The sequence below is a fragment of the Sorangium sp. So ce1504 genome, assembly GCF_051521635.1.
GTDB classification, from domain to species: Bacteria; Myxococcota_A; Polyangia; order Polyangiales; family Polyangiaceae; genus Sorangium; species Sorangium cellulosum_B.
Window position 1 is genome coordinate 4780834 of the sequence record NZ_CP150365.1, and the last position, 25483, is coordinate 4806316.

The following is a 25483-nucleotide window of genomic DNA, read 5'->3' on the forward strand; positions in this document are numbered from 1 at the left end:
GGATCGACTCATGAGCTCGCATCGCGCTCCGTTGCGTGCGCTTGACGTGCCTTACGTACCTTGCGATTGCCGTGCCGCGAGAGCGCGGCTAGGGAGTGGCTCGGCAGAGATCACTGGAGCGGCAGGCGACGATCCGGCCGAGGGTATCGAACGGATTGTTGCAGTCGTCGTTGCGGATCTCCTGCAAGCACTCGTTCAGCTCCTTGGAATCGATGCCGCCCGGGCACTCGGCGAAGTTGAGCTCGTCGCGCCACTCGGCTCGGATCCTGATGGCGCAGGCGTCCTTGCTCGCATACTCGCGGCCTTGGCCGACGTTGTTGCACCGCGCCTCGCGGTCGCACCGCGCCGCGACGATGCTATCGACCGCGCTGGCGACCGCCGTCCGCGGCAGGGCCTGGGGGCCCTCCGGGGGGCGCGTCGTCCCGAGCGCCCTTTCTTCTCGATCACATCCCGTCGCGAGCAGGGTCGCCGCCGCCGCGAGGACCAGGCCTACTACCGATGTCCCATGGTTCGTTCGCATCATCTCTTCCTCCCCAACCAGCCCGATCGCGCAGATCGGGCGCTGTCCAGTGCGCCGCGATCGCGCGATGGTGGTGCCTCTCGGCCGGAGCACATCCACCTCGATGGCGACATCCCGGATTGGACGGCGTCATCAGGCCGCGCGATCGCGATCCAGGCGGGCGCCAGCAGGGCACGCCGGCCGTGGCGAGCGCGTCACCTGCTACTGCGCCGCGGGCGGCTGGACGCCGAGCCGCTGCACGAGTTGCCCCATCGCCCTGGCCGCCTCTTCTTCTGTGAGCTGTCCGTCGTTGTTGGTATCGGCCATGGCGAAGGCCACCTTGGCCGGCCCCTGGAGCGCTGCCTGGAACTCCTGCGACGTCAGGCCCCCGTTCCGGTCGCCGTCGGCTGCCTCGAACGCCGACCGGCCCAGCGCCCGCGCGCCCTCCCACGCCACGCCGTTGGCCTCGGCGCGCGAGAGGACCCCGTCGCGGTTCTGATCGGCCGCGCGGTACAGGTCCTCGACCGCGCCGCGGGCCGCGTCGCGCGCCTCGGCGATGGCGAGCGGCTTGCCGTAGTCGACGTCGAACAGCCGGGCCAGCGTCGCGAAGGGGCTCTTGCCGGTCGTCTTGCGCGCCTCCTGGAAGAGCGCGGCGGCCGCGGGGTTCTGGTCCATGAACTCCGCTCGTACCTTCCGGCCCTCCTCGGGCGTCACCACCGCGTCGCCGTTCTCGTCGGCGCGAAAGAAGAAGCCGCCGACCACGACGTTCGTCAGGCCGAGCGCTTCGTCCTTCGAGAGCGCCCGGTCCTCGTTCGCGTCCGCCAGCGCGATGAGGCGGGTCATGGTGGCCTCGATCTCGGCCTCGGGGCGGCAGGACAGCACGCCGCCAACCTCGACGTCGGCCGGAGGAGCCTGCCGCGCTGCGCTCTCCGGAGGCGCCTGCGCGCCTCGCTGCTGCTGTTGCGCCGGAGGTTCCTTCTGCAGGTTCTCCCCGAGGGCCTCTCCGCGCGGCTCATCGGTTCGACAGCCGGCGACGGCCACGATCAGAACCGTCCCCGACCAGAGCATCCGCGTGCTGGTTTTTCGCAACATGCCCCGACATCTTGCGATTGGCGTGCCTCTGCCGACGCCGAGCTCGGCTATCGCACGCAAGGGACACCGCGGAACGCTTCGCCGGCAGGGATCGGCCGGCACGAGACGCCGGGCCGGCGACGCCACCACAGGCTCGATATGCGCTGCGGCAGGCGCCTCGGTGCCCCGCACGCCCGTCCAGCGACGGGCAAGCCTACAAGCGACGGTGCTCCCGGAGCGGCGCCGGGCACGGCCGAGCGCCGTCACCGTCATGCGCAGTCGTGAGCTGGACTCGAGAGCCCCGGCGCACGCCCGCCGCACGCCAGGCTGGCACGAGCGCGCCCTCGGTGGCTTGACGTGCGACCCTGCCGGCGGAACGGGCGTGTGCAGAGGCGCAGCGGCGCGCCCGCGGAGCCGATATGGTGGAGCGGAAACCGGCTTCGGACGCCGACGGGCCCGGGCAGGCGCGATCGAGCGCCATCGCCGCGCTCGCGACCGTGGCGGTGATCGTGCTGCTCCTCTGGGTGCTCCGGGCCGTGTTCGACGTGGTCTTCCTCGTCTTCGCGGCGGTCCTCCTGGCCATCGTTCTGCGCGGCATCGGGGACTGGCTGAGCCGCCATATCCCTCTCTCGAGCGGCTGGGCGCTGGCCGTCACCGTCGCCGCGCTCGCCGCCGCCGTCACGGCGGGCGGTACGCGTGGGGCCGCGAGCTCGCCGAGCGCCTCTCGGACGTCCAGCTCCTCCCGCACGCGCGGCAGGCCCTCCTCGGCGCCACACGCCTGCTCTCGACCACGCTCGGCGCCCTTGCGGGCGCGGCGGTCGTCCTGTTCCTGGGCCTCTTCCTCGCGGCCGAGCCCGCGGCGTATCGCAAGGGCCTGCTCCGCCTCGTCCCCGTCGCGCGGCAGGCCCAGGCGTCGACGGTGCTCGATGGCATGGGGCACCTCCTCCGCCGATGGCTGCTCGGGAGGCTGCCCTCCATGGCCGTCGTGGGCGTCATGACCTGGATCGGTCGAGTACGACGTGGGCATCGGCTACGGCGACGACGTCGAGCGCGCCAAGGCGCTCATCCTGGAGGCGCTCCGGAGCGTGGACGGCGCAGGAGCCGCGAGACGCGGCTCCGTCGGGCCGGGGAGAGCGGCGCGATACCGACGGGGGCGCGCCTTGACCAGCGTCTTCCGGTCGGCGTTGGCTCACCCGTCCTCCTTTCCTTTCACCTCCTCCGCACGCTCGGGTTCGCTGCGCAGGCGCTGCACGGAAGGCCCGTACTCGTCGACCCGCGTGCCGGGCGCCCGCACGCCCCTCCGGTACGCCGCTCGTGCGAGGATGTGCGCGCCCACGGGCGCGGTCACGCCCACGAAGAGCAGCACCAGCGCCGCCTTGGTCACGCTCGTGAGCTCCTGGAAGTGCAGCGCGAGCGCGGCGAGCAGGAACGCGAGCCCCAGCGTCGCAGCCTTGGTCGGCGCGTGGATGCGCGCATAGAAGTCCGGTAGGCGCAGGACGCCGAGCGACGCCACGAACATGAAGAACGTCCCCGCCACGGCGGCGGCGATCTCGAGCGCGCTAGCGAGCAAGGGAGCCCTCCAGGTAGGCGGCCAGCGCGATGGTGCCGATGAACCCGAACAGCGCGGTCACCAGCACCATGTCGACGAACGCGTCCGTAGCGAGCAGCATCGATGCCACGAGCGCCACGCCGACGACATTCATCAACAGGCAATCGAACGCGAGCAATCGATCGAAGTTCGTTGGCCCGCGCGCGACGCGGATCGTGCAGAGCCCGATGCCGACGCCGAGCACGAGGAGCGAGGCGAAGAGGACGGCGGACCGCGGATCGACGCTTCCCATATCATTCCTCCAGCGATGGCGGCAGCCCGCGGCCTGCGGCGCGCTGGATCAGACGGACGAATCGGCGCAGCCGGCCGCGCAGCTCCGCGGGATCGCGCGCGTAGAGCGAGTGGACGTAGAGCGCCTGCTCCTCCAGGCCCACGTCGACCGTCAGCGTGCCCGGGGTCAGGGAGATGAGGCTGGCGAGGAGGATCGTCTGCACGGGGCTCAGGGCGCGCACATCGAGGCGGACGAACGCCGGATGGAACACGGGCCGCGGGCGGATGATGTCGCGCGCGAGCGTGAGATTCGAGAGGACGAGCTCCTTGACGAAGCTCCAGGCCAGGGCGAGCACGCCCGCCGCAGCGCGCGCGTAGAAGGTCCTACCGAGCGCTCGCTCGGTGAGCGCAATCGCGCCGAAGCCCACGAGGAAGCCCATGACCAGTCGCCCCAGAGAGAACTCCGCCTGGAGCAGGACCCAGACGATCGCGAGGAGCAGGTTCAACGCGAGGTGGTTCATCGGCTCATCGTCGCTGCACGAGGACTGCGTCCACGTACGGCGTCACTTCCAGGAGCGTGGTCGCCGTCCGCTCGAGGTGCGCGAAGAGCGGCGCCGCCGCGAGGCCCAGGATCACGGTCAGCGCGCCGAGGCCGAGCGTCGCGCCCAGCATGCCCCGGTCGCCGCCGGCGCCACGCATGGGCAGGCCGGTGGGCTCCCCCCAGAAGACAGCCGTCCATATCTTGAGCATCGACGCGAGCGTGAGGAGGCCGACGACGAGCGATACCGTGGTGGCGACGACGGCTCCGGCCCGGAAGCCAGCGACGACGAGGAGCAGCTTGCCCCAGAACCCGCTGAGCGGGGGCAGTCCGGCCAGCGGCATGGCAGGGACGACGAAGCCCGCGGCCACCCACGGGTGCGTGCGCGCGAGCCCGCGGGCGTGGCCGAGCGCCCCCGGCCCTCCGATGCCCTCCACGACCCCTCCTGCGAAGACGAGCGCTGTCTTCGCGACCATGTTGTGGAGCGTGTGGAACAACCCCGCTGCCACGGCGATCGGGGTGAACAGCGCTAGCCCGAAGATCATGTAGCCGACCTGGCTGACGATGTGGAACGACAGGATGCCGCGCATCGTGCTTCGCCCGAGCGCCCCCACGACCCCGATGACCATCGTGACGGCGGCGATCACCAGGAGCGCTGGGCGGAGCGCGCCGGGCGCGAGCTCAGCCATGTTCACGGTGCCGGCCGTGCCGTACACCGCGCCAACGCCGCCGAGGAGCACCGCGCTGGCGACGAGGTTGATCACCACGTATGCGAACGCATGCGATTGCGCTGCCGCCCGGGTGCCGAGCGCGAGCAGCGCGAAGGACGAGAGGAGCATGAGCTCGAAGAAGACGAACAGATTGAAGAGATCGCCGGTCACGAGGGAGCGCGTGGTTCGCGATATTGAGCAGCTCACCGCGCGTCCCTGTCCTCGCATACAGGCCGTAGAGCGCGGTCAGCACGCCGAGGTATGCCACCGTGCTGTAAGCGAGGAGCTTCTTCAGGTCCCAGGCCCGGACGGCGTCCCATCCGGCCACAACGAAGGTGGTGAGCCCCACCGTGACGAGGACGGGAGACCAGGCGGGGGACGCATGAAACACCGGGAACAGGCGGCCTATCAAGAAGATACCGCCCTTCACCATCGTGGCGGAGTGAAGATAGGCGCTGACGGGCGCGGGCGCGGCCATGGCGCCCGGGAGCCAGAAGTGAAACGGGAACTGCGCCGATTTGGTGAACGCCCCGGCGAGCAGGAGGATGAGCGCGGTGACATGGGCCGGGTTCGCCACGATCTCGCCCGCGCGCGGGGCGAGATCGGACAGGTTGTAGGTGCCGGCCATCTGCCCGAGCAGCACCACGCCGGCGAGCATTGCGAGGCCCCCTGCGCCCGTGACCAGGAAGGCGCGGACCGCGCCGCTCCGTGCCTCCGGATCGGTGAAGTCCATCCCGATGAGGAGAGCGGACGCGATGGTGGTCAGCTCCCAGAAGACGTAGAGGAGCACGAGCGAGTCCGAGAGGACGACCCCGATCATGGCCCCCATGAACGCGAGGAGCGTCGCCCAGTAGGCGGGTTTGCCCTTCGGTCCTAGGTATGCGCGGCTGTACTGGACGACGCCGAGGCCCACGCCCGCGACGAGCAGCACGAAGAAGGCGCCGAGGCGGTCCAGGCGCAAATTCGCCGTGATCCGTCCATGCGAGGGTCGGTAGCATGCGAGAACCCTTGTTGCCGAACGGGGTACGCCCCCCCTGGCATGTGGCTACGCTCTGCCCTGCATGCCGCCATGGGCTCTCCGATCTCCGCGCGCGCTCCGCGCAGACCATCGCGCCCGTGGGCGTCGGCGCCGCATGCGTTGAGCCGCGGGCTCGCTGCGCGAGTTCGAGGCTTCTGCCGGCGCATAGGTCGCGGGCACGCACACGGCGCTGCACGGCAGGCTCGGCTGAAGGATGGTGCGCCAAACGGGCGCGCGCCACAGGCGACCTTGCGACGGATCGCGAGCGAGGATCAGGAGATCGACCTGCTCTCGCCAGGCCAGGCGGAGCAGCTCGGCGGCTGGATGACGGGTGATAATCTCGATCTGTGATGTCGGCCCGTCGAGCGAGCGCGGTTCAACCGTGCTGCGAGCTCCGGCCAAGGGCCTGTCGCGGTAGGGATGCACGACGCCTCGGGTCGCCGCGGCAGACACGAACCGCGTCCAGAAGCTCACGGGGCCGAGCTCTCGGTGAAAGGTCGCGACGAGCGCTTCGAGCGGCCCCGCGCCGTCGAGCTCAGTGAGCCAGCCCAGAGCGGCTCGAGGAGAGTCAGAGGGATCGAGCCCTACCAGGACGCGCAAGCAGCGCTCGCCTTGCAGCCAATCGACCAGGCGATCGGAGCCCCGGTGACCAGCACCGGGACCGGCGAGCTCCGGAGTATTCAGCCACCCCGTGCGCCGGCGTGATTGCGTCTCGTCAGCCATGTCCCTGGACATCCGGGCTGGGGACGTCCAGCGGTAACTGACGATGTCGAGCGGATCGTCGTCATCGTCGCGGCGGATCTCTCGCGTACGCGCGCTCAGCTTCGCGGCGTCGATGCCGCCCGGGCGCTGGGCAACGCCGCGCCCTCCACGAGGGGCAGCTCGAGGCGGAAGACCGATCCCTGGCCCGGCGCGCTGCTCACGCCGAGTGATCCGCCGTGCGCCTCGGCGATGCGCCGCGCGAGCCACAGCCCGAGCCCCACGCCGGGCACCAGCTCGCGGCACCCGCCGACGCGGCGGAACGGCTCGAAGATCCGCTCGACGTCCTCCGGCTCGATGCCGATGCCCTGATCGGCGACCGTGACGAAGGCACGATCGCGGTCCTCTCCCACGGAGACGGTGATCTCTCCTCGCTGAGGAGAATACTTGATGGCATTGCTGATGAGGTTGTTGAGCACCTGCGCGATGCGCGACGGATCACAGCGGGCGACCACCGGTCCCGCGGCGCTCGAGACGATGATCTCATGAGCCGATGAGAGAGGTCGGAAGAGCTCCGCCGCCTCGCGCGCGAGCTCGCGCAGATCGCAGGCCTCCAGCTTGAGCTCGATCCGGCCGGCGTGGATCCGGGTGGCGTCCAGGAGGTCGCCGACGAGCCGATCCATCCGAGCGACCTGCCGTGCGACGAGATCGTTCGCCCGCCGGGCATGCTCCGCGGTCGGCGCCGGGCCGGTCGGGTCGAACCTGCCGACCTTCATCTGGAGCGCCGTCAGCGGGTTGCGGAGGTCGTGGGCGACGCCGGCGATGAAGGTGAGCTGATTCTCCTCCTGGCAGACCAGCCTGTCCGCCATGCGGTTGAACACGCCCGCGATCGAGCGCAGCTCCGCGGGCCCCGTGGCCCGGGCGCGCGCGGTCTTGTCGCCGCGCGCGAAGCGCTCGATGGCCCGCTCGAGCTCCGACAGCGGGGAATGGACGAAGCGCTCCAGGGCGACGAGCGACGCCACGATCGCGATCGCGGCGAGCAGGGCGACCCCGATACTCAGCACGTTCGCCGTCGAATCCCAGGCGGCGGCCTGGCGCATCGCGGCCTGGGCCTGCCGGCGCTTCTGGTCGACGAAGTCCTCGAGGCTCGTCATCGCGGCGTCGAGCAGGGGCGCGGAGGTCCGGATGGCTTCGCCCGGCGTCACGCGGCGCTCGAGGAGGGCCCTCTGGGAGGCGAAGTATTCGTGCATGCCCTGCTCCACCTCGTGCAGCAGCAGCTCCTCCTCCCGGCTGCCGACGTATTTGCGGACCTCGACGAGGCGCCGCTCCGCGCCGGCGACGATCGCCCCCAGCGCAGGCCGGGCGTCCTTGGCGGACGTGAGCGCGCCCTCCGCCGACGCCAGCGCGAGGTTGCTGAGGCGGTTGTACTGCGTCATCTGCTGCTGCAGATCCATCGCCAATCGTACGCTCTCGACGCTGTCGTCAATGAGGCGCGACGTCCGGTGCAGGAACGTGGTGAGCAGGCCCATTCCCGCTGCTGAGAGCAACAGGAGCACGGCCATGAGCGCGATCATTCTCCGAACGATGGATCGGAGGCTCGTCCCGCCCGCCTCCGCGCACGACCTCGGCTGTCCATCGTCGGGCGGGCGCTGATGATTCGCGGACATGGGAGGCATTATGACAGCGGCCCCGCATCGCGTCGGCGGCTTCGAACGCCGGCCGGCCCGGCGCCCGCGCGCCCTTCCAGGCCACGGCGCAGGCGCCGCGCTTCACGTGCCCTGACGTCGTAGGAACGCCGCTCGCAAGCCCGCGGTGGCGCGAGCCGCATCTCGTCCCCCTCGGGCGGGCCCATGATGAGCGGGTCTGGATGTGCCGAGCTCGAGCATGATGATCACGGTCCCCAGCGGTGTCGCCGCTTCCGCCGGATAGTCACCTACGGCGCGGCGCGCCCGTCCTCCACACCAACACGAAGCTGCGGCGACGGCAGACACGTGCGGCGAGCGCAGCTCGTCCGCTCAGCCGTCGCGGTCCAGCCTGCGATCCAGGATCTCCGCCAGCGCAAACGCCTGTCGCAAGCTGTCCCGATGGCGCAGCGCGCTTCGCAGTTTCTCGTGCCGCGACACGCGCGCCCCGGCGCCCGCGTCGGAGACGCCCGTCGGCGACGGCGCCCCGGTCTGCGCCGCTGGCGGCGGCGCGGCGGGCGCGGGTCGGCCGGTTGCTATCTCGTCGTACGGCGCACGCAGCATCCCGCCATACGGCGCGCGCGGGAGCGCCCCGCCTTCCTGACGCCGCACTCGCGTCCTGCCGAGCGCCGCGCCGAGCCATGAGATCAGAGCGAAGAGCAAGAAGAGCGCGAGAAGCAGCAGGTCCACCAGCGTCACGGGTGCCCTCTCCGCTCGCGGAGCGCCTCCGTGGTCCCGTCGGCGCTGCTCATGTCCGAGGCGATGGCGCCGCGCATGTCGGTGTCCGCCTGGACGTTCTTCAGCCGGAGATAGTCCATGACGCCGAGGTTCCCCCGGCGGAACGCGTCGGCCATGGCGCGCGGCACCTCGGCCTCGGCCTCGACGACCCGCGCGCGCATCTCCTGCTCCAGCGCGACCGCCATCGCGCGCCGCTCCTCCGCCTTGGCCTGGGCGATCTGCTTGTCCGCGTTGGCCTGGTCGATCTGCAGCTTGGCGCCGATGTTCGCGCCCACGTCGACGTCCGCGATGTCGATGGAGAGGATCTCGTACGCCGTCCCCGCGTCGAGCCCCCGCGAGAGGATGTTCTTCGAGATGTGATCGGGGTTCTCGAGCACCTCCTTGTGCGTGGCCGCCGAGCCGATGGTGCTCACCATGCCCTCCCCGACGCGGGCGATGATCGTCTGTTCGCCGGCCCCGCCCACGAGCCGCTCGATGTTGGTCCGGACGGTCACGCGGGAGACCGCGATGAGCTGGATACCGTCCTTCGCGACCGCCGCGACGCGCGCGGTCTCGATGACCTTCGGGATCACGGACATCTTCACCGCCTCGAGCACGTCGCGGCCGGCCAGGTCGATGGCCGCCGCGCGTTTGAACGGCATCGGGATGTTCGCCTTGTCGGCCGAGATGAGGGCGTTGACCACGCGCACCACGTTGCCGCCGGCGAGGTAGTGCGCCTCGAGGTCGTTGACGGAGATGTCGAGCCCCGCCTTGACGGCGCTGATGCGCGCGTTGACCACCGTGCCCGGCGGGACGCGCCGGAACCGCATCCCGACGAGCGTGAACAGCCCGACATACGCGCCCGAGGCCCAGGCCGCGATCCAGAGAGGGACCGGGATCATGTAGAGCCCGAGGAACATCGCCGCCAGCACCAGCAGGACGAGCCCGACCAGGCCCAGATCGACACCCATCATCCCCTCATCCCCCCATCCCCTTGCGCCGCGGTCCGGCGCACGACGACGCGGTTGCCGTCGACGCGGATCACCTCGACCGCCTCTCCGGCCGCGATGTACTCGGCTTCCGACACCACATCGATCCGCGCCCCCCCGATGTGGGCGATCCCGGCCGGCCGGAGCGGCGACGCGGCGACGCCGCGCTCGCGCACCAGCGGTCCTCTGGCCTGGGCTGGCGGGCCGCCGGCGACGTCCGCGCCGAGGCTCGTCGCCAGGATCAGCCGCTGCCCGAACGGGAGCCGCGGCAGGAAGCGCAGTGCGACGAGCACGCCGGCCAGCGCCAGCGCGATGGACAGCGCGACCTGGGCGACGGCCTCGAGGGCGCGCTCGATCGTCACGCCCGCGCCGACCAGGCTCATGCTCAGGCCGGCGAGCAGCGCGATCGTGCCGAGGACGCCGGCGACGCCGAAGCCGGGGATCACGAACACCTCCAGGGCGAGGAGCAGCACGCCGGCCACGGCGAGCGCGATCTCCTCCCAGCCGACGAGGGCCAGCAGCCATTGCGCCCAGAAGAACAGCACCAGGCTGGTGGCGCCCACGAGGCCCGGGACGCCGAACCCCGGCGTGCGCAGCTCGATCAGCAGGCCCATCATCCCGAGGCTCAGGAGGAGCGAGCTCATGACAGGCGTCGTCAGGAACCGGAGCGCACGCTCTGCCCAGCTCGGCGACAGGTGGCGGAGCTCCGCCCCCTCGAGGCCGAGCCGGGCGAGCACGGCATCCATGCCGTCCGCCCGGGCGTCCGCGACGCCGAGCGCCAGCGCCTCGGCGGTCGTGAGCGTGAGCAGCTTCCCCGGCCCCACGACCCCCTCGACGGCGACGTCCTCGTCCACCATCGCCTCGGCGAGCTCCGGCGGCCGGCCGCGGCGCTCGGCGGTCGAGCGGAACTCCTTCCTGACGTACGAGGTCGCCTTCTCCCCGGCGGGCTCCGCGCCCTCCGCCCCCGCGCGCACCGGCGCCGCGGCGCCGAGGGTCGCGCCGTCCGCCATCACGATCTGCTCTGCCGCGAGCGCGATGAGCGCGCCCGCCGAGATCGCCCGTTGATCGACGAAGACGACGGTGCGGAGCGGGGTCGCGAGCAGCGCGTCGCGGATGGCGATGGCCGCGTCGACGCGGCCGCCGAGCGTGTTCGTGGGCAGGATCAGCGCGCTCGCCCCTGCCGCCTCGGCCGCGCCGATGGCCCGCTGGACGAAGGCGGACAGCCCGGCGTCGATCTCGCCGTGGATCGGCGCGACATGGACGATCGGCGCGGCCCCGGCCCGCGCCCTCGACGTGAGGAGCGCGGAGACCAGCGCGAGCACGCACGGAATCCAGCGCGGCAGCCGCGCCCACAGGCGCCTTCCCGTCAGCGACACGCGTCACCCCCGGGCGGAGACCTAGAGCGGCGATCGCCCTGGCGAAAGGCGTCGGCGTGCGCGGCGAGGTCCCCAGCCTTTCGGGCATCTCCACCATGCGCAGACTCTTCAGCCCCGCAGCGTTCGCGCCCATCCGTCGGGTGTGGAGGCGATCTGGCGGGCAATCTCTCGCCTGGCCCATCATGACGCCTGCGCTCACTGGGTAGGCTGCGACAGGCGCCGCCGTGGCTCCTGCCCAGACGCAGCGCGCTCCGAACGCGCCCCCGATGATCCGCGATCACCAGCACCGCACGGGCGCGCCCCGATGGCCGCGCGCGGCCTCCACGGCGTCCGCCCGCTGGCCACCGCCCATGCCGGGCACAGACGATAACTGCTCGAACCACCCCGTATTGTTTTTGCGTGTGGAGATTGTTCTCCCCTTGCAGCGGCGCGCTGTGTCGCTGCCGCCAGAGATCCGCGACCTGCCCGCATACCTGTCGGTCCAGCAACCCGCGTTGCCCTCCATCGGCGCTCGACGCGCCGCGACACTCCGGCGCCGCGACGTGGGGGATCGATCGACGCGCGACGCCCCCCGGCGTGCCGGATCAGCTTGCGCGACGCCGCGCGACATGTTTTGAGTTCAAAGAATTCGTTCGGCCGCTCGCCCGCGGCGATCCCGCGGTGGGCGTCGCGCCCTGTTCGTTTCCGACGGCTCGCGGCACCGCGCCTCGCGGCGCGCGGCTCGTCCCTGCGCCGGCGCGCCTCGCGCCCGGCGGATGAGGGAGGCGCCGCGCCTCACGCCCGGGGAGCGGCGCCTCGTCGCCGCCAAGGAGGGGAGTTCCATGGCCCGACTGCTCATCGTCTCCAACCGTCTCCCGATCAGCGTGCGCGTCGACCGCGGCGCGCTCTGCCTCACGCGCTCCTCGGGCGGCCTCGCCGCCGCCATGCGCGGCCCCCACGAGCGGCACTGCGCGGTCTGGATAGGCTGGCCGGGCAGCGTCGCGAGCCTCTCCCCGGAGCAGCGGAGGGACGCCGACGTGGCGCTCGCCGGGATGCGCGCCGTGCCCGTGCACCTCGGCGCCGCGGAGCAGCACCGCTTCTACGACGGCTTCTCGAACGGCGTCCTGTGGCCCCTGCTCCACTACCTGCTCGACAAGGTGAACCTCGACGCCGAGCTCGACTGGGAGGCCTACCAGCGCGTCAACGAGCGCTTCGCCGACGTCGTCGCCGCGCAGTACACGCCGGGCGACGCGATCTGGGTGCACGACTACCAGCTCCTGCTCCTCCCGGCGCTCCTCCGGCGGCGCCTCCCCGGGGCGCGGATCGGCTTCTTCCTCCACGTCCCGTTCCCGTCCGCCGAGGTCTTCCGCATCCTCCCGTGGCGGGAGCAGATCGTCCGCGGGCTGCTCGGCGCGGACCTGATCGGCTTCCACACGGCCGCCTACCGCAGGAACTTCGCGGCGTCGGCGGCGCACGTGCTCGGCGTCGATCCGGGCGAGGCGGTGATCGAGCACGACGGGCGCACGGTCGCGCTGGGGGTCCACCCCATCAGCATCGACGCCGCCGAGATCGAGCGGCTCGCGGACCACCCCGGCGTGCGGGAGGAGGTGGCGCGCATCCGCGCCGAGGCGCGCGGCCGCAAGATCGTGCTCGGGATCGACCGGCTCGATTACACGAAGGGGATCCCGCGCCGCCTGCTCGCGATCGAGCGGTTCCTCGAGCGCGAGCCGGAGCTGCGCGATCGGGTCCGCTTCCTCCAGCTCGCCGTGCCCACGCGGGAGATGGCCGGCGCGTACGCCGACTTCCGGCGGATCGTGCACGAGATGGTCGGCCGCATCAACGGGCAGTACGGCACGACGTACGCGACGCCGATCCACTACATGCACCGCTCGCTGCCGCTCGAGCAGGTGGTCGCGCTCTACCTCGCCGCCGACGTGATGCTCGTGACCCCGCTGCGCGACGGCATGAACCTCGTCGCGAAGGAGTACGTCGCCGCGCGGGTCGACGACGACGGCGCCCTGATCCTGAGCGAGTTCGCGGGCGCGTCCTCCGAGCTCGCGGAGGCGATCTCCGTCAACCCGTACGACATCGGCTCGGTCGCCGCTGCCGTGAAGCAGGCGATCGCCATGCCGCCCGTCGAGCAGCAGCGCCGGATGGCGGCGCTGCGCCGCCGCGTGGCGACGCACGACGTCCACGCTTGGGCGCAGGCGTTCCTCGACGAGCTCGACCGCGCCGCGGCGCCGGAGCCCGCGGGGGCCGCCGCGCCATCGCGCCGAGGGATGCCCGAGGGCGTCGTCGAGCGCATGCGCCTCGCGCCGCAGCGCGTGTGGATCCTCGACTACGACGGCACGCTGGTCCCGTTCGCGCCGGTGCCGGACCTCGCCGCGCCGGACGAGGAGCTGCTCGCGCTGCTCGGGGCGCTTTCCGAGCGCGACTGCGTGCACATCGTGAGCGGCCGCCGGCGCGCCGACATCGAGCGCTGGCTCGGCGCGCTGCCGCTCCACCTGCACGCCGAGCACGGCTTCTGGTCGCGGCCCAAGGCGAGCGGCGACTGGGTCGCGCTCGAGCCGGACGCCGCCGCCTGGAAGGGCGAGGCGCGGGCGATCCTCGAGGGCGTCACCCGGCGCACCCCGGGCAGCTTCATCGAGGAGAAGACGGTGACCCTGGCGTGGCACTACCGCACGGCCGAGCCCGAGCTCGGGAGCCATCACGTGCGCGAGCTGCGCGCGCGCCTCGAGGAGCGCCTCCCCATGGATACCCTGGAGCTCCTCGCCGGCGCGAAGGTGGTCGAGGTCCGGCCGCGCGGCGTCCACAAGGGCAGGGTGGTGCCGCGCATCCTGGACGATGTCTCGGCGAGGGCGGCGGTGATCGCGATCGGCGACGACCGCACGGACGAAGACACCTTCGCGGCGCTGCCGCCGTCCGCGTACACCATCCACGTCGGCAACGAGAGCAGCCGCGCCGCCTACCGGCTGCCCGACGCAGGCGCGGTGCGGCGCCTCCTGCGCTCGATCCACGCCGGCCACGCCGGCCACGCCGGCCACGCCGGCCACGCGGGGCTCGACGCCGGGATCCACGCCTGACCCGCGCCGGGGTCCACGCGCTTTCCACGCTCGTTCTACGCCTGATTCATGCCTTTCTTCCCGGCCCGAAGCCGCCGCCGCTCGTGGCGCGGCGCTGTCCACGAGCGGCCCGCGTTTCCCGGGGCGAGCGCGGCGGAGAGGCGCGTTATAAGGCGCGCCATGGATCGAGATCCCGGCCGTGAATCGCCCGAAGAGAGGCCGTCCGGGCAGCCCGCAGGGGCGGCCCTGCAGGACCGCATCGCGGCCGCGCTCGGCATCGAGCCCGAGGCCCGCGAGGCCCTCGTCCGGAGCATGCTGGAGCGGAGCGCCCGGGGGGCCGCGGGCTACTGGCTCCAGCTCTTCCTCGCCATGGGCATCGCCTCGCTCGGGCTCGTCCTCGGCAGCGGGGCGGTCGTCATCGGCGCGATGCTGATCTCGCCGCTCATGGGGCCCATCGTCGAGCTCGGGATGGGCCTCGCGATCGGCTCGCCGTTCCTGGCGCTGCGCTCCTTCACGCGCGTCGCCTTCAGCGTCGTCATGGTCGTGACGAGCGCCACGGTCCTCACGCTGATGCTGCCGTTCTACGAGGTGACCTCGGAGATCGCCGCGCGCACCTCGCCGACGGCGCTCGATCTGCTCATCGCGATCTTCTGCGCGATCGCGGCCGCCTACACCACCGCGCGGCCCGGCTCGGACACGACCTCGACGGCCGCGGGCACGGCGATCGGCATCGCGCTCGTACCCCCCCTCTGCGTGATCGGCTACGGGATCGGAACCCGGACGAAGAGCGTCGCGAGCGGCGCCGCGCTGCTCTTCACGGCGAACCTCTGCGCGATCCTCCTGTTTGCCATCCTCTCCTTCCTGCTCCTCGGCTACAGCGCCGTCAGCACCGCGGAGCTGGAGCACGCGGAGCTCGCGAAGCAGAAGCCGGGCGCGATCCGCCGCGTGGCGCGCGCGCTGCAGGTCTTCTTCGAGCTCCGCCACGGGTGGATCTTGCGCGTGCTCATGCCGCTCGCGCTCCTCGGGGCCGTGTATTTCCCGCTCCGGGAGGCGCTCGCGCGCGTGTCGTGGCAGGTGCGCGTCCGAACGGCGATCGTGCGCATGCTGGACGCGCTGCCGCAGAGCGCGGTGCGGTCGAACGTCTCGGTCGATCACGGCAGCGTCGTCGTGCGCCTCGTGATGCTCGGCCGAGCCGACGAGGCGGAGCGGATCGAGCACGCCCTGCGCGACCAGATCGCCGCCGTCGCGGGCATCACCCCGAAGGTCGACGTGATCGCCGTCCTCGACGCGAGCGCGCTGCAGGAGGTGGCGGCGTCGGTCAGGGCGAGCTCGACGCCCATCGACGTGGCGCCCAAGGAGCCCGAGCTCGTGCTCGTCCGCCAGGAGCTCGCGAAGTCGCTCGCCGGCGCGTGGCCGCACGCGGCGGGGCCGCTCGTCGCGTGGCGGCTCCGGTTCCCGGAGAACGAGCCGGCCGTCGTGGAGGTGGTGCACGTCGGTCCCGAGCTCGGCGCCCCGGCGGGCGACCTGCTCGGGCGCGCGCTCTCGCGCGAGGTCGGCGCGGAGATCGCCGTGCAGGACCGCGCCATCTCGCCCGAGCCGATCGTCGCCGAGCCGCCGGGCGGGTGGTCCTGGCTCCAGGCAGCCGGGCCGGCGCTCGCCTGGGTGGACGACGTGGAAGCGCTCCACGGGTGCGTCGAGGTGCCCCCGAACCCCGGGGAGAAGCCGAGCGGGGAGAAGCCGAGCGGTGAGCTCGACGCGGTCCTCGCGGCGCTCCGGTCGCTGCCGGCCCTCCGCTCGGATCGGGTGCACGTCCACCAGGGCGCGCGGTGGCGGGCGCTGGTCTCGATCTCGCCGTGCGCGCCGGCGGCCGCAGCGGCGCCGGCCGACGCCGCTGCGGACGCCGGCGCTCCGGCGGCCGCCGGCGCGGGCTCCGGCATCCGCTGAGGCCCGCCGCGAGGGCGGTCGCCCGCGGCGGCTACTGCTCCGTCGACGTCTCGGCCTCTTCGAGCGTCAGCGCCGCGCCGGGCGTCGGGGCCCCGGACAGCGCGAGCCTGCCGACGAGGAGCCCCACCACGGCCGCCACGCCCGAGGCGAGCAGGACGCCCAGCTTCGCCGCGGCGAGCATCGCGGCGTCGTCGAACGCGAGGCCCGCGATGAAGATCGCCATCGTGAAGCCGATGCCCGCGACGCAGCCCACGACCGCGATCCCGCGCCAGCCGACGCCGCGTGGCAAGGCGCAGACGCCGAGCCGGACCATCGCGAAGCTCGCGAGGAAGACGCCGAGCGGCTTGCCGGCGACCAGGCCGAGCATGACCCCGAGCAGGATCGTCCCCGAGGCCGCGTGGCCGAGCGAGGAGCCGTCGACGCGGACGCCGGCGTTGGCGAAGGCGAACAGCGGCATGATGCCGTACGCGACCCACGGGTGGAGCGCCGCCTGGAGCCGGACCACGGGCGGCAGCGCCTCGCGCTGGGCCTGCCGGATCCGCCCGAGGGGCTTGATCAGCTCGTCCGCGCGATAGCCGTCGCGCTTGGTGAGCGAGGCGACCCTGTCCACCGCGTCGCGCGCCGCGGCGACGAACCCGTCGCTGCCGAACCACGAGCGCACCGGCGTCAGGAGTCCGATGGCGACGCCGGCGATCGTGGGGTGGACGCCGGCGCGGAGCATGCCCCACCAGACGACGGCGCCTGGGGCCACGTAGGCGGCGGGCGAGCGGACGCCGAAGCGCTGGAGCAGCAGCACCGCGAGCACCCCGCCGCCCGCGACGAGCAGGCCGCTCCACGCGACGCCCGACGAGTAGAACAGCGCGATGACGATGATCGCGCCGATGTCGTCGATGATGGCGAGCGCGAGCAGGAGCACGCGCAGGGCAGGGGGCACGCGCTTGCCGAGCAACGCCAGGACGCCCACGGCGAACGCGATGTCCGTCGCCATGGGGACGCCCCAGCCGTGCCGCGAGACCGGCGAAGCGTTGAGCGACAGGTAGAGGAGCGCGGGCGCGATCATGCCGCCCACCGCCGCGGCGACCGGCAGCGCCGCGCGCTTGAGATCCGAGAGCTCTCCCTCGTGGATCTCCCGCCGGATCTCCAGGCCGACGACGAAGAAGAAGATCGTCATCAGCCCTTCGTTGATCCAGAAGTGGAGCGGCTGCGTGAACGCCAGCGAGCCCGCGCTGAGCGTGATCGGGACGTGCCAGAGGTGCTCGTAGGCGTCGCCCCACGGCGAGTTCGCCCACGCGAGGGCGACGGCGGACGCGATCAGCAGGACGATCCCGCTGGCGGCCTCGACGTGCAGGAAGCGCTCGATCGGGCCGAGGACGCGCTCGGCGATGCGGCGCGCGGGGGCCCAGGTTCCGGGGGCAAGCTCCTGAGAGGGGGATCGACGCAATGGACCACCGAGGCGCGAGCGACGTCGCGCGAGGGGGGAAGGCGGCCCGACCGTCCCAGGAAGACCTGTCGCGGCGCTCTGCCGCCGCGACACCCGCACGGGAGAATACTCGTTCAGGCGACCGGATCCAGCGCGAACGGGCGCGCCAGGCCGGGGGCGTCGCTCTGGCGCGGTCGGGCGCCGCCGCTCCGGCATGGCCAGGCGCATGGAGCGGATTCGAGGCGCAGGGTGGATCGTGAGCTGGCCTCGGCGCATCGTGGGGCCCGGAGGCGACGGATGACGCGAGATGCCCTGGATCGCGTCGCGGTGACGGCCTTTCTGGTCGCCCGCCACGGCGATGCTGTCTGCGACTCGGCCATCGAGATACGCCCGCTCCCCGGCGGGCTCTGCTCGGAGGTCGCGCTCGTCACCGCGCGGCTGCGCGGCGGCGCGGGGGCGCGCCGGGTCACGCTCGTGGCCAAGCTCGTGCACGGCAAGGCCGCGCGCGAGGCGGCCGTCTACCGGCGGCTCTCGACGTCCGTCGGGCGGCGCTTCTCGCCCGAGCTGCTCGGCGCGGAACGGCTCGGGCGTGAGCGCTGGCTGCTCTACCTCGAGCGGATCGAGCCGGCGCACGCCTGGCCCTGGGCCGACAGCGGGCACACGGCCCGGGTGCTCGAGCGGTTGGCGCGCCTCCACGAGGAGACGGCGCAGGGCGCCGCGCTGCCGGCCTGGGACTACGAGGCCGAGAACCTGGCCATGGCGCGGGATACCCTCTCGCTGGCCGAGCGCCTGCCCCGCGGCGAGGTCCCGGCGCTCGCCCGGGCGCTGCCCGCGCTGCGGCGGGTCGTTTCGGCGCTGCCCGCGATGCGCCGGCAGCTCCTCGCGTTCCAGCCGCTTGGTCGCGCGGTGATCCACGGCGACGTGCACCCAGGCAACGTCATGGTCCGCCGGCGCGACGGCGTCGTGGAGCCGGTGCTGCTCGACTGGGCGCGCGCGCGGATCGGCTCGCCGCTGGAGGACGTGAGCTCGTGGCTCCAGGCCCTCGGTTACTGGGAGCCGGAGGCGCGGCGCCGCCACGATACGTTGCTCGCCGGCTACCTCTCGGCGCGCGGGCTCGCCCCCGCGCTGACCCGGCCGCTGCGCGACGCGTACTGGTTCGCGGCGGCGTCCAACGCGCTCGCGGGCGCGCTCGTGCACCACCTCGCGCTGGCCTGCCGCGCGAGCGCGCCCGGCGCGCTCGCGGCCGCGGCACGGAACGCGGCGGATTGGCTGCGCGTCATCCGCCGGGCCGACGCGTGCTGGAGCTGAGGTGCTCGCGGTCGTCGAAGCGCAAAAGGACGCCGCGCTCGCCCTGCCACGAGAGCGACGTGAGGCTGGCGTTGCCCGGCCGGAACGGCTCCCAGCGCGCGGGCGGGATGCCGTGCAGCGCCCCGAGGATCTGGCCGATGACGCCCGCGTGCGTGACCGCGAACACGCGCTGCCCCGGGTGCGCCGCGGCGATCGCCACGATCGCCGCGAGGCAGCGCGCGCGGAGCTCCCGGTAGCTCTCCCCGCCTGGCCAGCGGAAATCGTCGTCGGCCTGGCGCAGGTGCGCCTCCCAGAGCGGGGCGTGGCGCGCCTTGACCTCCTCGATCGGGAGGCCGTCCACGTCGCCGCAGCAGATCTCGCGCAGCCCGTCGTGGGGGCGGACCGGGCCCCACGCGCCGGCCGCGATCCGCGCCGTCTCGAGCGCGCGGCTCAGCGGGCTGGAATACACGGCGTCGAACGCCGGGCCTCCGGCGAGGCGGCGGCGCAGCGCCTCGGCCTCCTCACGCCCTCGCGCGTCGAGCGGCGTGTCGGTCCACCCGCTCATCGGCGTCGCGGGGCCGGCGCGGTTACCGGCGGTGTGGCCGTGGCGCACGAGGACCAGGAGAGAGGGGCGCATGCGTCGGACCGGAGCAGGGGCGCTCGGCCCGGAAGCTAGCGTGGGCCGCGGCCAGATCGAGCGCCGCGCGCGACGGCTCACCCTAGCGACGTGGTCGCCCGGCGGTGCGAGCGAGCAGGGTCGGCGCGGGCGCGCTTCGCCGCGCTGTTCATCATTGGCGACGGCGCCTAGACTGGCGTGACGGTCGATGGCCACCTGCCCCGCGTGTCGCTCGGTCTATCCGGAGGATGTGGCGACCTGCCCGGAGCACGGGGACGCGTTGCTGCCGGACGAGGCCTTCTTCGAGGAGGACGCGCAGCTGGCGCCGGGCACGATGCTCGGCGAGTACCGCGTCGAGCGGCTGCTCGGCGCGGGGACGTTCGGCGACGTCTACGCGGGAGAGCACCCCCTCATCGGCAAGCGGGTCGCGATCAAGGTGCTGAACCGGCGGTTCGCGTCCGATCCGACCGTCGTCTCGCGCTTCGTCGGCGAGGCGCGCGCGGTGAACCGCATCCGGCACCGCAACATCATCGACATCTTCTCCTTCGGCGTCGTCGACGGGCGGCACTACTTCGTCATGGAGCTGCTCGACGGGCTCACGCTCGGCGCGCTGATCCGGCGCGAGGGGCGCCTCTCGCCGGGCCGCGCCGTCCCCATCCTCGAGGGCATCGCCGACGCGCTCGACGCCGCGCACGCGGCGGGGATCACGCACCGCGATCTGAAGCCCGAGAACATCTTCGTGGCGATCGAGAAGGGCGGCCGCTACTTCCCCAAGCTGCTCGATTTCGGCGTGGCGAAGCTCGCCGACGAGGCGCTCGCCCACAAGACGGCCACGGGGGTCGCCGTCGGGACGCCCGCGTACATGTCGCCCGAGCAGGTCCGCGGCAAGGGCGTCGACCATCGCTCGGACATCTACGCCCTCGGCGTGATCGCCCACGAGGTGCTCACGGGAACGCTCGTCTTCCAGGGCGAGTCGATGATGGACGTGATGATGATGCACCTCCTCCACCCGCCGCCGCGGGCGTCGGAGGTCTGCGCGGACCTCCCGCCCGAGCTCGACGCCCCGGTGACGGCGATGCTGGCGAAGCGCGCCGAGGAACGCCCGCGGTCGGCGGGCCAAGCGGTCCAGGCGTTCGTCGAGCAGGTGCGCAAGCTCGGCCTCGAGGGGCTCGACAGCGCGGGCGCCGCGCGGCCCAGGAGCAGCGCGCGCGTGGTGTCCGTCGGCTCGCAGGACGTCAGCTCCGAGGCGGCGACCGACGTGGTCGAGGCGCTCGATCCGGGGGAGGGCAGCGGCGCGGACGGGGGCGGCGCGTCCCGGAGCGGCGCCTCCGGGAACGGCGGCTCCTCCGGCACGCTGCGCAGCCCTGGCGGGAGCGGGGCCGTCGCGGCGGGGCGCACGCAGCCGATGCCGCCGGGCCCGGTGGCGCCCGCCGAGATCGGCCAGACGGCGGCGTTCGCCCCGCCCGCCGAGCCCGCCCGGACGGCGGCGTTCGCCCCGCCCGCCGAGCCTGTTCGGGCGCCGAGGACCAGCGCCCGCCGCGCCGGGGTGCTCGCGGTGCTGCTCCTCGGCGGCGCCATGGCCGGGACGATCGTGTCGCTGCGCCCCGGCGGCGACGCTGCCTCGATCCGCGATGCCGCCCCGACAGCGGCCACGGGCGCGCCGCTCGGCGCTGCAGACGCCACCGGCGGGCCGTCCAGCACCCAGGGCCCCCTCGGCGCGCCGCTGGCCGGCGCGGGCGCCACCGGCGTGCCGTCCGGCGCCGCGGATCCTTCCGGCGCGCCGCCCGTCGCGGGCGCCGCGCCCCTCGGTCCCCAGGCAGCTCCGGGAGCAGCCGCGGGTGGACCGGCGCCGACCGCACCGGTCGCCGGGGCGGCCAGCACTGCGTCCACCACGGCGCCGTCGGGCGTCCGGGCGACCCGACCGCGCAAGCACCACACCGATCTGGAGAAGCCGGCGTTCGACAGCCTCCGCGGAGCACCCTGACCATGAAGGCATCTCACGGAGCGTCGATCGTCCTGGCGATCGCGGCGGCTGGCTGCGCGAACCTCTCGCTGCTCGAGGAGGACGTCTGCGGCAACCGCGTCGTCGAGGCGCCGGACGAGGCCTGCGACGGGCAGGAAGGCTGCGGCGCGCCCGGGAGCGCGCACCAGTGCCGCTACCTCTGCGGGGGCGCCGAAGGGTTCGCGTGCCCCGGCGGCTACGGGTGCGGCGCGGACGGCGTCTGCCGGCGGCCCACGGGCGTGTTCGAGGAGCTCTCGGCGCGCACCATGGTCACGGCGATGGAGCTCTCGGCCGGCGACATCAACGCCGACGGCTGCGACGAGCTCGTGCACACGACGCTCGAGAGCACCACGATCTCGGCGCTCCCCAGCCAGGCGCCTGGGCTGTGCGCGCAGGCGGAGCAGGCGCTCCCGATCGCCCGGGCGGCGTCGAGCGAGGAGACGTCGCCCGCTCCGATCCTGCGCGACCTCACGAGCGACGGCCAGCTCGAGCTCATCGTCGCCGGCCGCGGGGACGTGGTCTCCGCGCCGGGGGGCGCCGCGAACGGCCTCTTCGTGTTCTCCGCCTCGGAGAGCGCGGCCATGGCGCCCACGCTCTACGCGACCACGCGCCTCGACAGCGAGGCCGCGCGCCTCCTGTCGGCGCGGCTGCGCGGCCGCGACGCCGCGCTGATCTTCCTCGGAGCAGCCGCCGCGACGGGGGGCCCGAACGGCGGCGGTACGGGCGGCGAGCCGCCGGCGAGCGGCGGCGCTGGCCGCATCGCGGTGATGTCGGACCCGGCCATGACGCCGCAGACGCTCGACGGCGACGTCGTGGCCCCCGGCGACATCGCGGTCGCGGTCGCCGCCGATCTGGACGGCGACACCGCCGCGGACCCGGCGGCCTGCGACGAGGCGATCGTGGCGAAGCGGGGCGACGATCGGATCCGCATCTACGCCGCCTGCGGCCCCGCGGGATCGAGCGCGCTCGCGGCGCTGCCCGAGGTGCAGCTCGGCGGCGGCGCGAGGATCCGCGACGTCAACGCGTCGCTCGCCGTGCACGATCAGAACGGCGACGGCTTCCTCGACATCGTCGTGAACGCCATCCGCGCCGACCGCGGCGAGCTCCACGTCGCGTACGGCCTCGGCGACGGGCGCTTCCAGGCGACGCCGAGCCTTCCGTCCGGCGGCTCGCCCGACCAGCGCACGGGCGCGCTCTCGCTCGACGACGCGGAGCTCGAGGCCGCGCTCGCCGATCCGGACCGGATCTTCGTCGCCGGCGACTTCGACGCAAACCGCCCCGGGCCAGAGCTTGTGCCGCTCGACTGCCGCCCCAGCGCGCCGTTCCAGTCTCCGGTCTGCGGCTCGATCGGCGGAGGGTGCGAGGCGGTCGCCGCCGACGTGAACGCCGACGGCCACCTCGATATCGTCGCCACCGAGACGCAGCTGCCCGACATCACGGTCTACACCGGCGCCTCGGACGGCACGTTCTACACGCAGCGCGTCGCGACGCAGTGCCCGCCCCACTACCTCGCCGTCGGCGACTTCGACGGCGACCGGGTGAACGACATCGCCTACTTCGATCAGCAGGCGCGGCCGTCGTCTCCGCAGCCCTCGACCCGGCTCGACATCGCTTACGGCAACGCCTTCGCCGCGCCCTCCGCGCCGGCCGGGCACGGCCGGCTCGATCTCGCCAGCGGCCTCGTCGCGGGCCGCGTGCTCCAGGAGGCCACGGGAGCCCAGCTCTTCGCGTTGCGCGGTCTCCCGCGGCCGCCCGACGCGCCGGTGGGCTCCGGCTCCGGGCTGGCGCTCATCGAGGGGGGCCGCGATCGCCTCATCCGCGCGCCGTTCTACTTCGCCGCGCCTCCCGGAGCGCCGGGGGGCATGCCGCCTGGTCCTGGCGCGCCGAGCTCCATCCTGCCCGTGCGGCTCCTCGGCGTCGCGGGCGGCATGTTCGCGGTCGGGGCCGACGGCGAACCCCAGCAGCGCCTCGCCGCGATCACGGAGCTCGCCGTCGAGGGCGCGCCCGGTCCCGTGCCCGAAGGCACGCAGATCTGGCTGATCTCCGTCTCACCGGAGGGGGACAACCTGCGCGCCGAGGCGTCCGGCCGGCCCGGAGAGGGGGCGCCGCCGTGCGAGGCGTGCGTGCTCGCGCCGATCGACACCGACGGCGACCGCCGGGACGAGCTCGTGTGGCTGAACGACGGCGAGCTCGCGCTGTACGCGGCCGACGGCGAGAAGCTGGTCGAGGCGGCCCGGCAGGAGACGGCGCACGTGTTCAAGGCCATCGTGGAGGACGTGAACCCGCCGAAGTACGCGCCGCGCCCGCTCGTCGCGGATCTGGACGGCGACGGGCGGCAGGATCTCCTCGCCCGCGCGGCGAGCGGCGAGATCGTCGCGCTCTGGGGCCGCGCCGGAGGGGGCTTCGACGAGACGGCGCTCGTCGCGCCGGAGCCTTGCGAGGGCGACCAGGTCTGCGCGGGCCTCGCCGTGGCGCTGCTCAACGCCGACGCCGACGTCGCGCTCGAGGTCGCCGTGGCCGGGCCCGGGCGGCTCGAGCTCTACGATCTCGACGCCGGCGCGCGGGCGCTGCGCCGCATCGAGACCGCGTTCCCCGGGCCTCCGCCGGAGGCCGGCAGCGATTTCGTCGCGCTGGTCGCGGGCGACGTCGATGGGGATGGCGTCGACGATCTCGCGGTGGGGATGAGCTCCGCCTTCCTGAAGGTGTTCCGCGGCAAGCCGGTGCTGCAATGAGGGCGGCGGCGCGTTTCTTCTGTCCGTTGCTCGCCTGGGCCTCGCTGAGCCTCGCCGCGGCGCCCGCCGCGGCCCAGGCGGGCGCGCGCCCGACGCCCGAGCAGGTGGCGCAGGCGGAGAGCTACTTCAACGCCGGCGCGCAGGCCTACGAGGCGGGCCAGTACCAGGTCGCCGCGGAGGCGTTCCTGGAGGCGCACGAGCGCGTGCCGAGCCCGTCGCTCCTGTTCTCGGCGGCGCAAGCGTTCCGGCGGCAGCACCTCACGGAGCCGTCGCCGGACGCGCTGCGCCGCGCGATCGCCCTCTACCGCGAGTACCTGCGCCAGGATCCGAAGGCGACGCGCCGCGAGGAGGCGGTGACGGCCCTTGGGTCGCTCGTGCCGCTGGAGGCGCGGCTCCCCGGCGAGGGCTCGGAGGCGGCGGGCGGCGAGGGCGCGACGGCGCCGGGCGGCGGCGCCGCGGCGGCCTCGAGGCCGGCGGCGGGCGGGACGCGCCTCCTGCTGTCGTCGCCGGCCGAGGGGGCCCGGGTGTCGGTGGATGGCCAGCCGTTCGTCGCGGCGCCGCTCGTGGCGCCGGTCGCTCCTGGCCCGCACCGCGTGCGGGTGCAGGCGGCGGGGCACGACGAGGAAGAGCTCACGGTCGTCGCGGTCGCCGGTGAGCTGATGCCGCGGCACGTCGTGCTGCGCGTGAAGCCGGCGCAGCTGCGGGTGACGGGCACGGGCGGCGCGCGCATCGCGGTGGACGGGCAGGTGAGGGGGACGGTGCCGACGGCGGGCGCGATCGCGATCGAGCCGGGGGTTCATGGGGTCGAGGTCTCGCTGCCCGGATACGAGCTCTTCCGGCGGGAGCTCCGCGTGACGCGCGAGCAGGCCGTGGGGCTCGATGCCAACCTGCGCATGACGTCCCGCCGCGTCGCCGCGTGGACGGTGCTCGGCGTCGGCGCGGCGGGCGCCGTCGCGACCGGCGTGCTCGGGGGCCTCGCCCTCGCGAGCCAGAGCGAGGCGGTCGAGCTGCGGGACAGGAAGGACGCGGGCTCGCTCACGCCGTCGGAGCGGGATCGCTACAACGCCGCGGTCGACGCGCGCGGCAGTCTCGGCGCGGCGGCGGCCGTCGCCGGCGGGGTGTCGTTGCTCGCCGCCGCCGTGGGGTTCGGGCTCTTCGCGTTCGACGAGCCAAAGGGCCTTGGCGTCGCCCCGCCCGCCGCGCCGCCGCCGAAGGATCCCGGGGTGGACGCGGAGTTCACGGTGGGCGTGTTTTCGGCGGGTGTTCGAGGGCGCTTCTAGATCGACAAGCGGGTTAAAACCCCCGGAAAAAGAGCAGGAATTC

At 73.5% G+C, this 25483-nt stretch carries 18 protein-coding genes and 1 pseudogene; 6 read left to right on the forward strand and 13 right to left on the reverse strand.

Going from position 1 to position 25483, the window contains the following annotated elements:
- Positions 1-88: 88 nt before the first annotated feature.
- From WMF39_RS17975 to WMF39_RS18025, 11 genes and pseudogenes are all read right to left on the reverse strand, one after another.
- Positions 89-523, reverse strand: coding sequence for a DUF6184 family natural product biosynthesis lipoprotein (locus tag WMF39_RS17975; protein WP_437746711.1), 435 nt, complete (start codon positions 521-523; stop codon positions 89-91).
- Between the two features lie 198 nt (positions 524-721).
- Positions 722-1591, reverse strand: coding sequence for a hypothetical protein (locus WMF39_RS17980; protein WP_437746712.1), 870 nt, complete (start codon positions 1589-1591; stop codon positions 722-724).
- Positions 1592-2759: 1168 nt separating this feature from the next.
- Positions 2760-3140 carry a monovalent cation/H(+) antiporter subunit G gene (mnhG, locus tag WMF39_RS17985; RefSeq protein ID WP_437746713.1) on the reverse strand — a complete coding sequence of 127 codons (381 nt, stop codon included), beginning with the start codon at positions 3138-3140 and terminating at the stop codon, positions 2760-2762.
- The gene (locus WMF39_RS17990; protein ID WP_437746714.1) at positions 3130-3411 is read right to left on the reverse strand and encodes a monovalent cation/H+ antiporter complex subunit F; all 282 of its coding nucleotides are present in this window, start codon (positions 3409-3411) and stop codon (positions 3130-3132) included. The genes mnhG and WMF39_RS17990 overlap by 11 nt, the downstream gene beginning before the upstream one ends.
- 1 nt (position 3412) lies before the next feature.
- On the reverse strand, positions 3413-3910 hold the full coding sequence (locus WMF39_RS17995; protein WP_437746715.1) for a Na+/H+ antiporter subunit E: 498 nt from the start codon (positions 3908-3910) through the stop codon (positions 3413-3415).
- Between the two features lie 4 nt (positions 3911-3914).
- The gene (locus WMF39_RS18000; RefSeq protein WP_437746716.1) at positions 3915-4865 is read right to left on the reverse strand and encodes a proton-conducting transporter transmembrane domain-containing protein; all 951 of its coding nucleotides are present in this window, start codon (positions 4863-4865) and stop codon (positions 3915-3917) included.
- Positions 4825-5466: pseudogene (locus WMF39_RS18005) on the reverse strand (NADH-quinone oxidoreductase subunit 5 family protein); the annotation flags it as partial. The pseudogene WMF39_RS18005 and the gene WMF39_RS18000, both read right to left, overlap by 41 nt.
- Before the next feature lie 1007 nt (positions 5467-6473).
- Positions 6474-7916 carry an ATP-binding protein gene (locus tag WMF39_RS18010; protein WP_437746717.1) on the reverse strand — a complete coding sequence of 481 codons (1443 nt, stop codon included), beginning with the start codon at positions 7914-7916 and terminating at the stop codon, positions 6474-6476.
- A gap of 453 nt (positions 7917-8369) precedes the next feature.
- Entirely contained in the window at positions 8370-8735 is a 366-nt protein-coding gene (locus WMF39_RS18015) for a hypothetical protein (protein ID WP_437746718.1), read from the reverse strand.
- Entirely contained in the window at positions 8732-9724 is a 993-nt protein-coding gene (gene floA, locus WMF39_RS18020; protein WP_437746719.1) for a flotillin-like protein FloA, read from the reverse strand. Before floA ends, WMF39_RS18015 begins: the two co-directional genes overlap by 4 nt.
- A complete protein-coding gene (locus tag WMF39_RS18025; protein WP_437746720.1) occupies positions 9724-11118 on the reverse strand; it encodes an NfeD family protein in 1395 nt (464 codons plus the stop codon). Before WMF39_RS18025 ends, floA begins: the two co-directional genes overlap by 1 nt.
- An 821-nt stretch (positions 11119-11939) precedes the next feature.
- On the opposite strand from WMF39_RS18025, the gene WMF39_RS18030 reads away from it, so the two are divergent.
- Together WMF39_RS18030 and WMF39_RS18035 are read left to right on the forward strand one after the other, a co-directional pair.
- Positions 11940-14180 carry a bifunctional alpha,alpha-trehalose-phosphate synthase (UDP-forming)/trehalose-phosphatase gene (locus tag WMF39_RS18030; protein WP_437746721.1) on the forward strand — a complete coding sequence of 747 codons (2241 nt, stop codon included), beginning with the start codon at positions 11940-11942 and terminating at the stop codon, positions 14178-14180.
- Between the two features lie 159 nt (positions 14181-14339).
- Complete coding sequence (locus tag WMF39_RS18035) at positions 14340-16103, forward strand: DUF389 domain-containing protein (RefSeq protein ID WP_437746722.1); 1764 nt, start codon at positions 14340-14342, stop codon at positions 16101-16103.
- Positions 16104-16134: 31 nt separating this feature from the next.
- Here WMF39_RS18035 and nhaA read toward each other — a convergent pair whose 3' ends face one another.
- On the reverse strand, positions 16135-17544 hold the full coding sequence (gene nhaA, locus WMF39_RS18040) for a Na+/H+ antiporter NhaA (RefSeq protein WP_437746723.1): 1410 nt from the start codon (positions 17542-17544) through the stop codon (positions 16135-16137).
- Positions 17545-17820: 276 nt separating this feature from the next.
- Here nhaA and WMF39_RS18045 point away from each other — a divergent pair, with 276 nt between their 5' ends.
- On the forward strand, positions 17821-18831 hold the full coding sequence (locus WMF39_RS18045) for a phosphotransferase family protein (RefSeq protein WP_437746724.1): 1011 nt from the start codon (positions 17821-17823) through the stop codon (positions 18829-18831).
- Here the strand turns inward: WMF39_RS18045 and WMF39_RS18050 are convergent.
- The gene (locus WMF39_RS18050; RefSeq protein WP_437746725.1) at positions 18800-19447 is read right to left on the reverse strand and encodes a histidine phosphatase family protein; all 648 of its coding nucleotides are present in this window, start codon (positions 19445-19447) and stop codon (positions 18800-18802) included. The genes WMF39_RS18045 and WMF39_RS18050 overlap by 32 nt on opposite strands.
- A gap of 187 nt (positions 19448-19634) precedes the next feature.
- On the opposite strand from WMF39_RS18050, the gene WMF39_RS18055 reads away from it, so the two are divergent.
- From WMF39_RS18055 to WMF39_RS18065, 3 genes are read left to right on the forward strand one after another with little or no spacing between them, the layout of a single operon-like run.
- Positions 19635-21410 (forward strand): protein kinase domain-containing protein, encoded by a 1776-nt coding sequence (locus WMF39_RS18055; protein ID WP_437746726.1) that lies wholly within the window; start codon positions 19635-19637, stop codon positions 21408-21410.
- A gap of 2 nt (positions 21411-21412) precedes the next feature.
- Positions 21413-24160, forward strand: a complete 2748-nt coding sequence (locus tag WMF39_RS18060; RefSeq protein ID WP_437746727.1) for an FG-GAP repeat domain-containing protein — start codon at positions 21413-21415, stop codon at positions 24158-24160.
- Positions 24157-25440 (forward strand): PEGA domain-containing protein, encoded by a 1284-nt coding sequence (locus WMF39_RS18065; RefSeq protein WP_437746728.1) that lies wholly within the window; start codon positions 24157-24159, stop codon positions 25438-25440. Before WMF39_RS18060 ends, WMF39_RS18065 begins: the two co-directional genes overlap by 4 nt.
- Positions 25441-25483 lie beyond the last annotated feature (43 nt).

Coding starts and splice junctions, on each gene's coding strand:
- WMF39_RS17995 (WP_437746715.1), bottom strand. CDS start 3,910: ATGAACCACCTCGCGTTGAACCTGCTCCTCGCGATCGTCTGGGTCCTG.
- WMF39_RS18030 (WP_437746721.1), top strand. CDS start 11,940: ATGGCCCGACTGCTCATCGTCTCCAACCGTCTCCCGATCAGCGTGCGC.
- WMF39_RS18045 (WP_437746724.1), top strand. CDS start 17,821: ATGACGCGAGATGCCCTGGATCGCGTCGCGGTGACGGCCTTTCTGGTC.
- WMF39_RS17980 (WP_437746712.1), bottom strand. CDS start 1,591: ATGTTGCGAAAAACCAGCACGCGGATGCTCTGGTCGGGGACGGTTCTG.
- WMF39_RS18010 (WP_437746717.1), bottom strand. CDS start 7,916: ATGGCCGTGCTCCTGTTGCTCTCAGCAGCGGGAATGGGCCTGCTCACC.
- WMF39_RS17975 (WP_437746711.1), bottom strand. CDS start 523: ATGATGCGAACGAACCATGGGACATCGGTAGTAGGCCTGGTCCTCGCG.
- WMF39_RS18000 (WP_437746716.1), bottom strand. CDS start 4,865: ATGCGAGGACAGGGACGCGCGGTGAGCTGCTCAATATCGCGAACCACG.
- WMF39_RS18035 (WP_437746722.1), top strand. CDS start 14,340: ATGGATCGAGATCCCGGCCGTGAATCGCCCGAAGAGAGGCCGTCCGGG.
- WMF39_RS18065 (WP_437746728.1), top strand. CDS start 24,157: ATGAGGGCGGCGGCGCGTTTCTTCTGTCCGTTGCTCGCCTGGGCCTCG.
- WMF39_RS18050 (WP_437746725.1), bottom strand. CDS start 19,447: ATGCGCCCCTCTCTCCTGGTCCTCGTGCGCCACGGCCACACCGCCGGT.
- floA (WP_437746719.1), bottom strand. CDS start 9,724: ATGGGTGTCGATCTGGGCCTGGTCGGGCTCGTCCTGCTGGTGCTGGCG.
- WMF39_RS18055 (WP_437746726.1), top strand. CDS start 19,635: ATGGCCACCTGCCCCGCGTGTCGCTCGGTCTATCCGGAGGATGTGGCG.
- WMF39_RS17990 (WP_437746714.1), bottom strand. CDS start 3,411: ATGGGAAGCGTCGATCCGCGGTCCGCCGTCCTCTTCGCCTCGCTCCTC.
- WMF39_RS18060 (WP_437746727.1), top strand. CDS start 21,413: ATGAAGGCATCTCACGGAGCGTCGATCGTCCTGGCGATCGCGGCGGCT.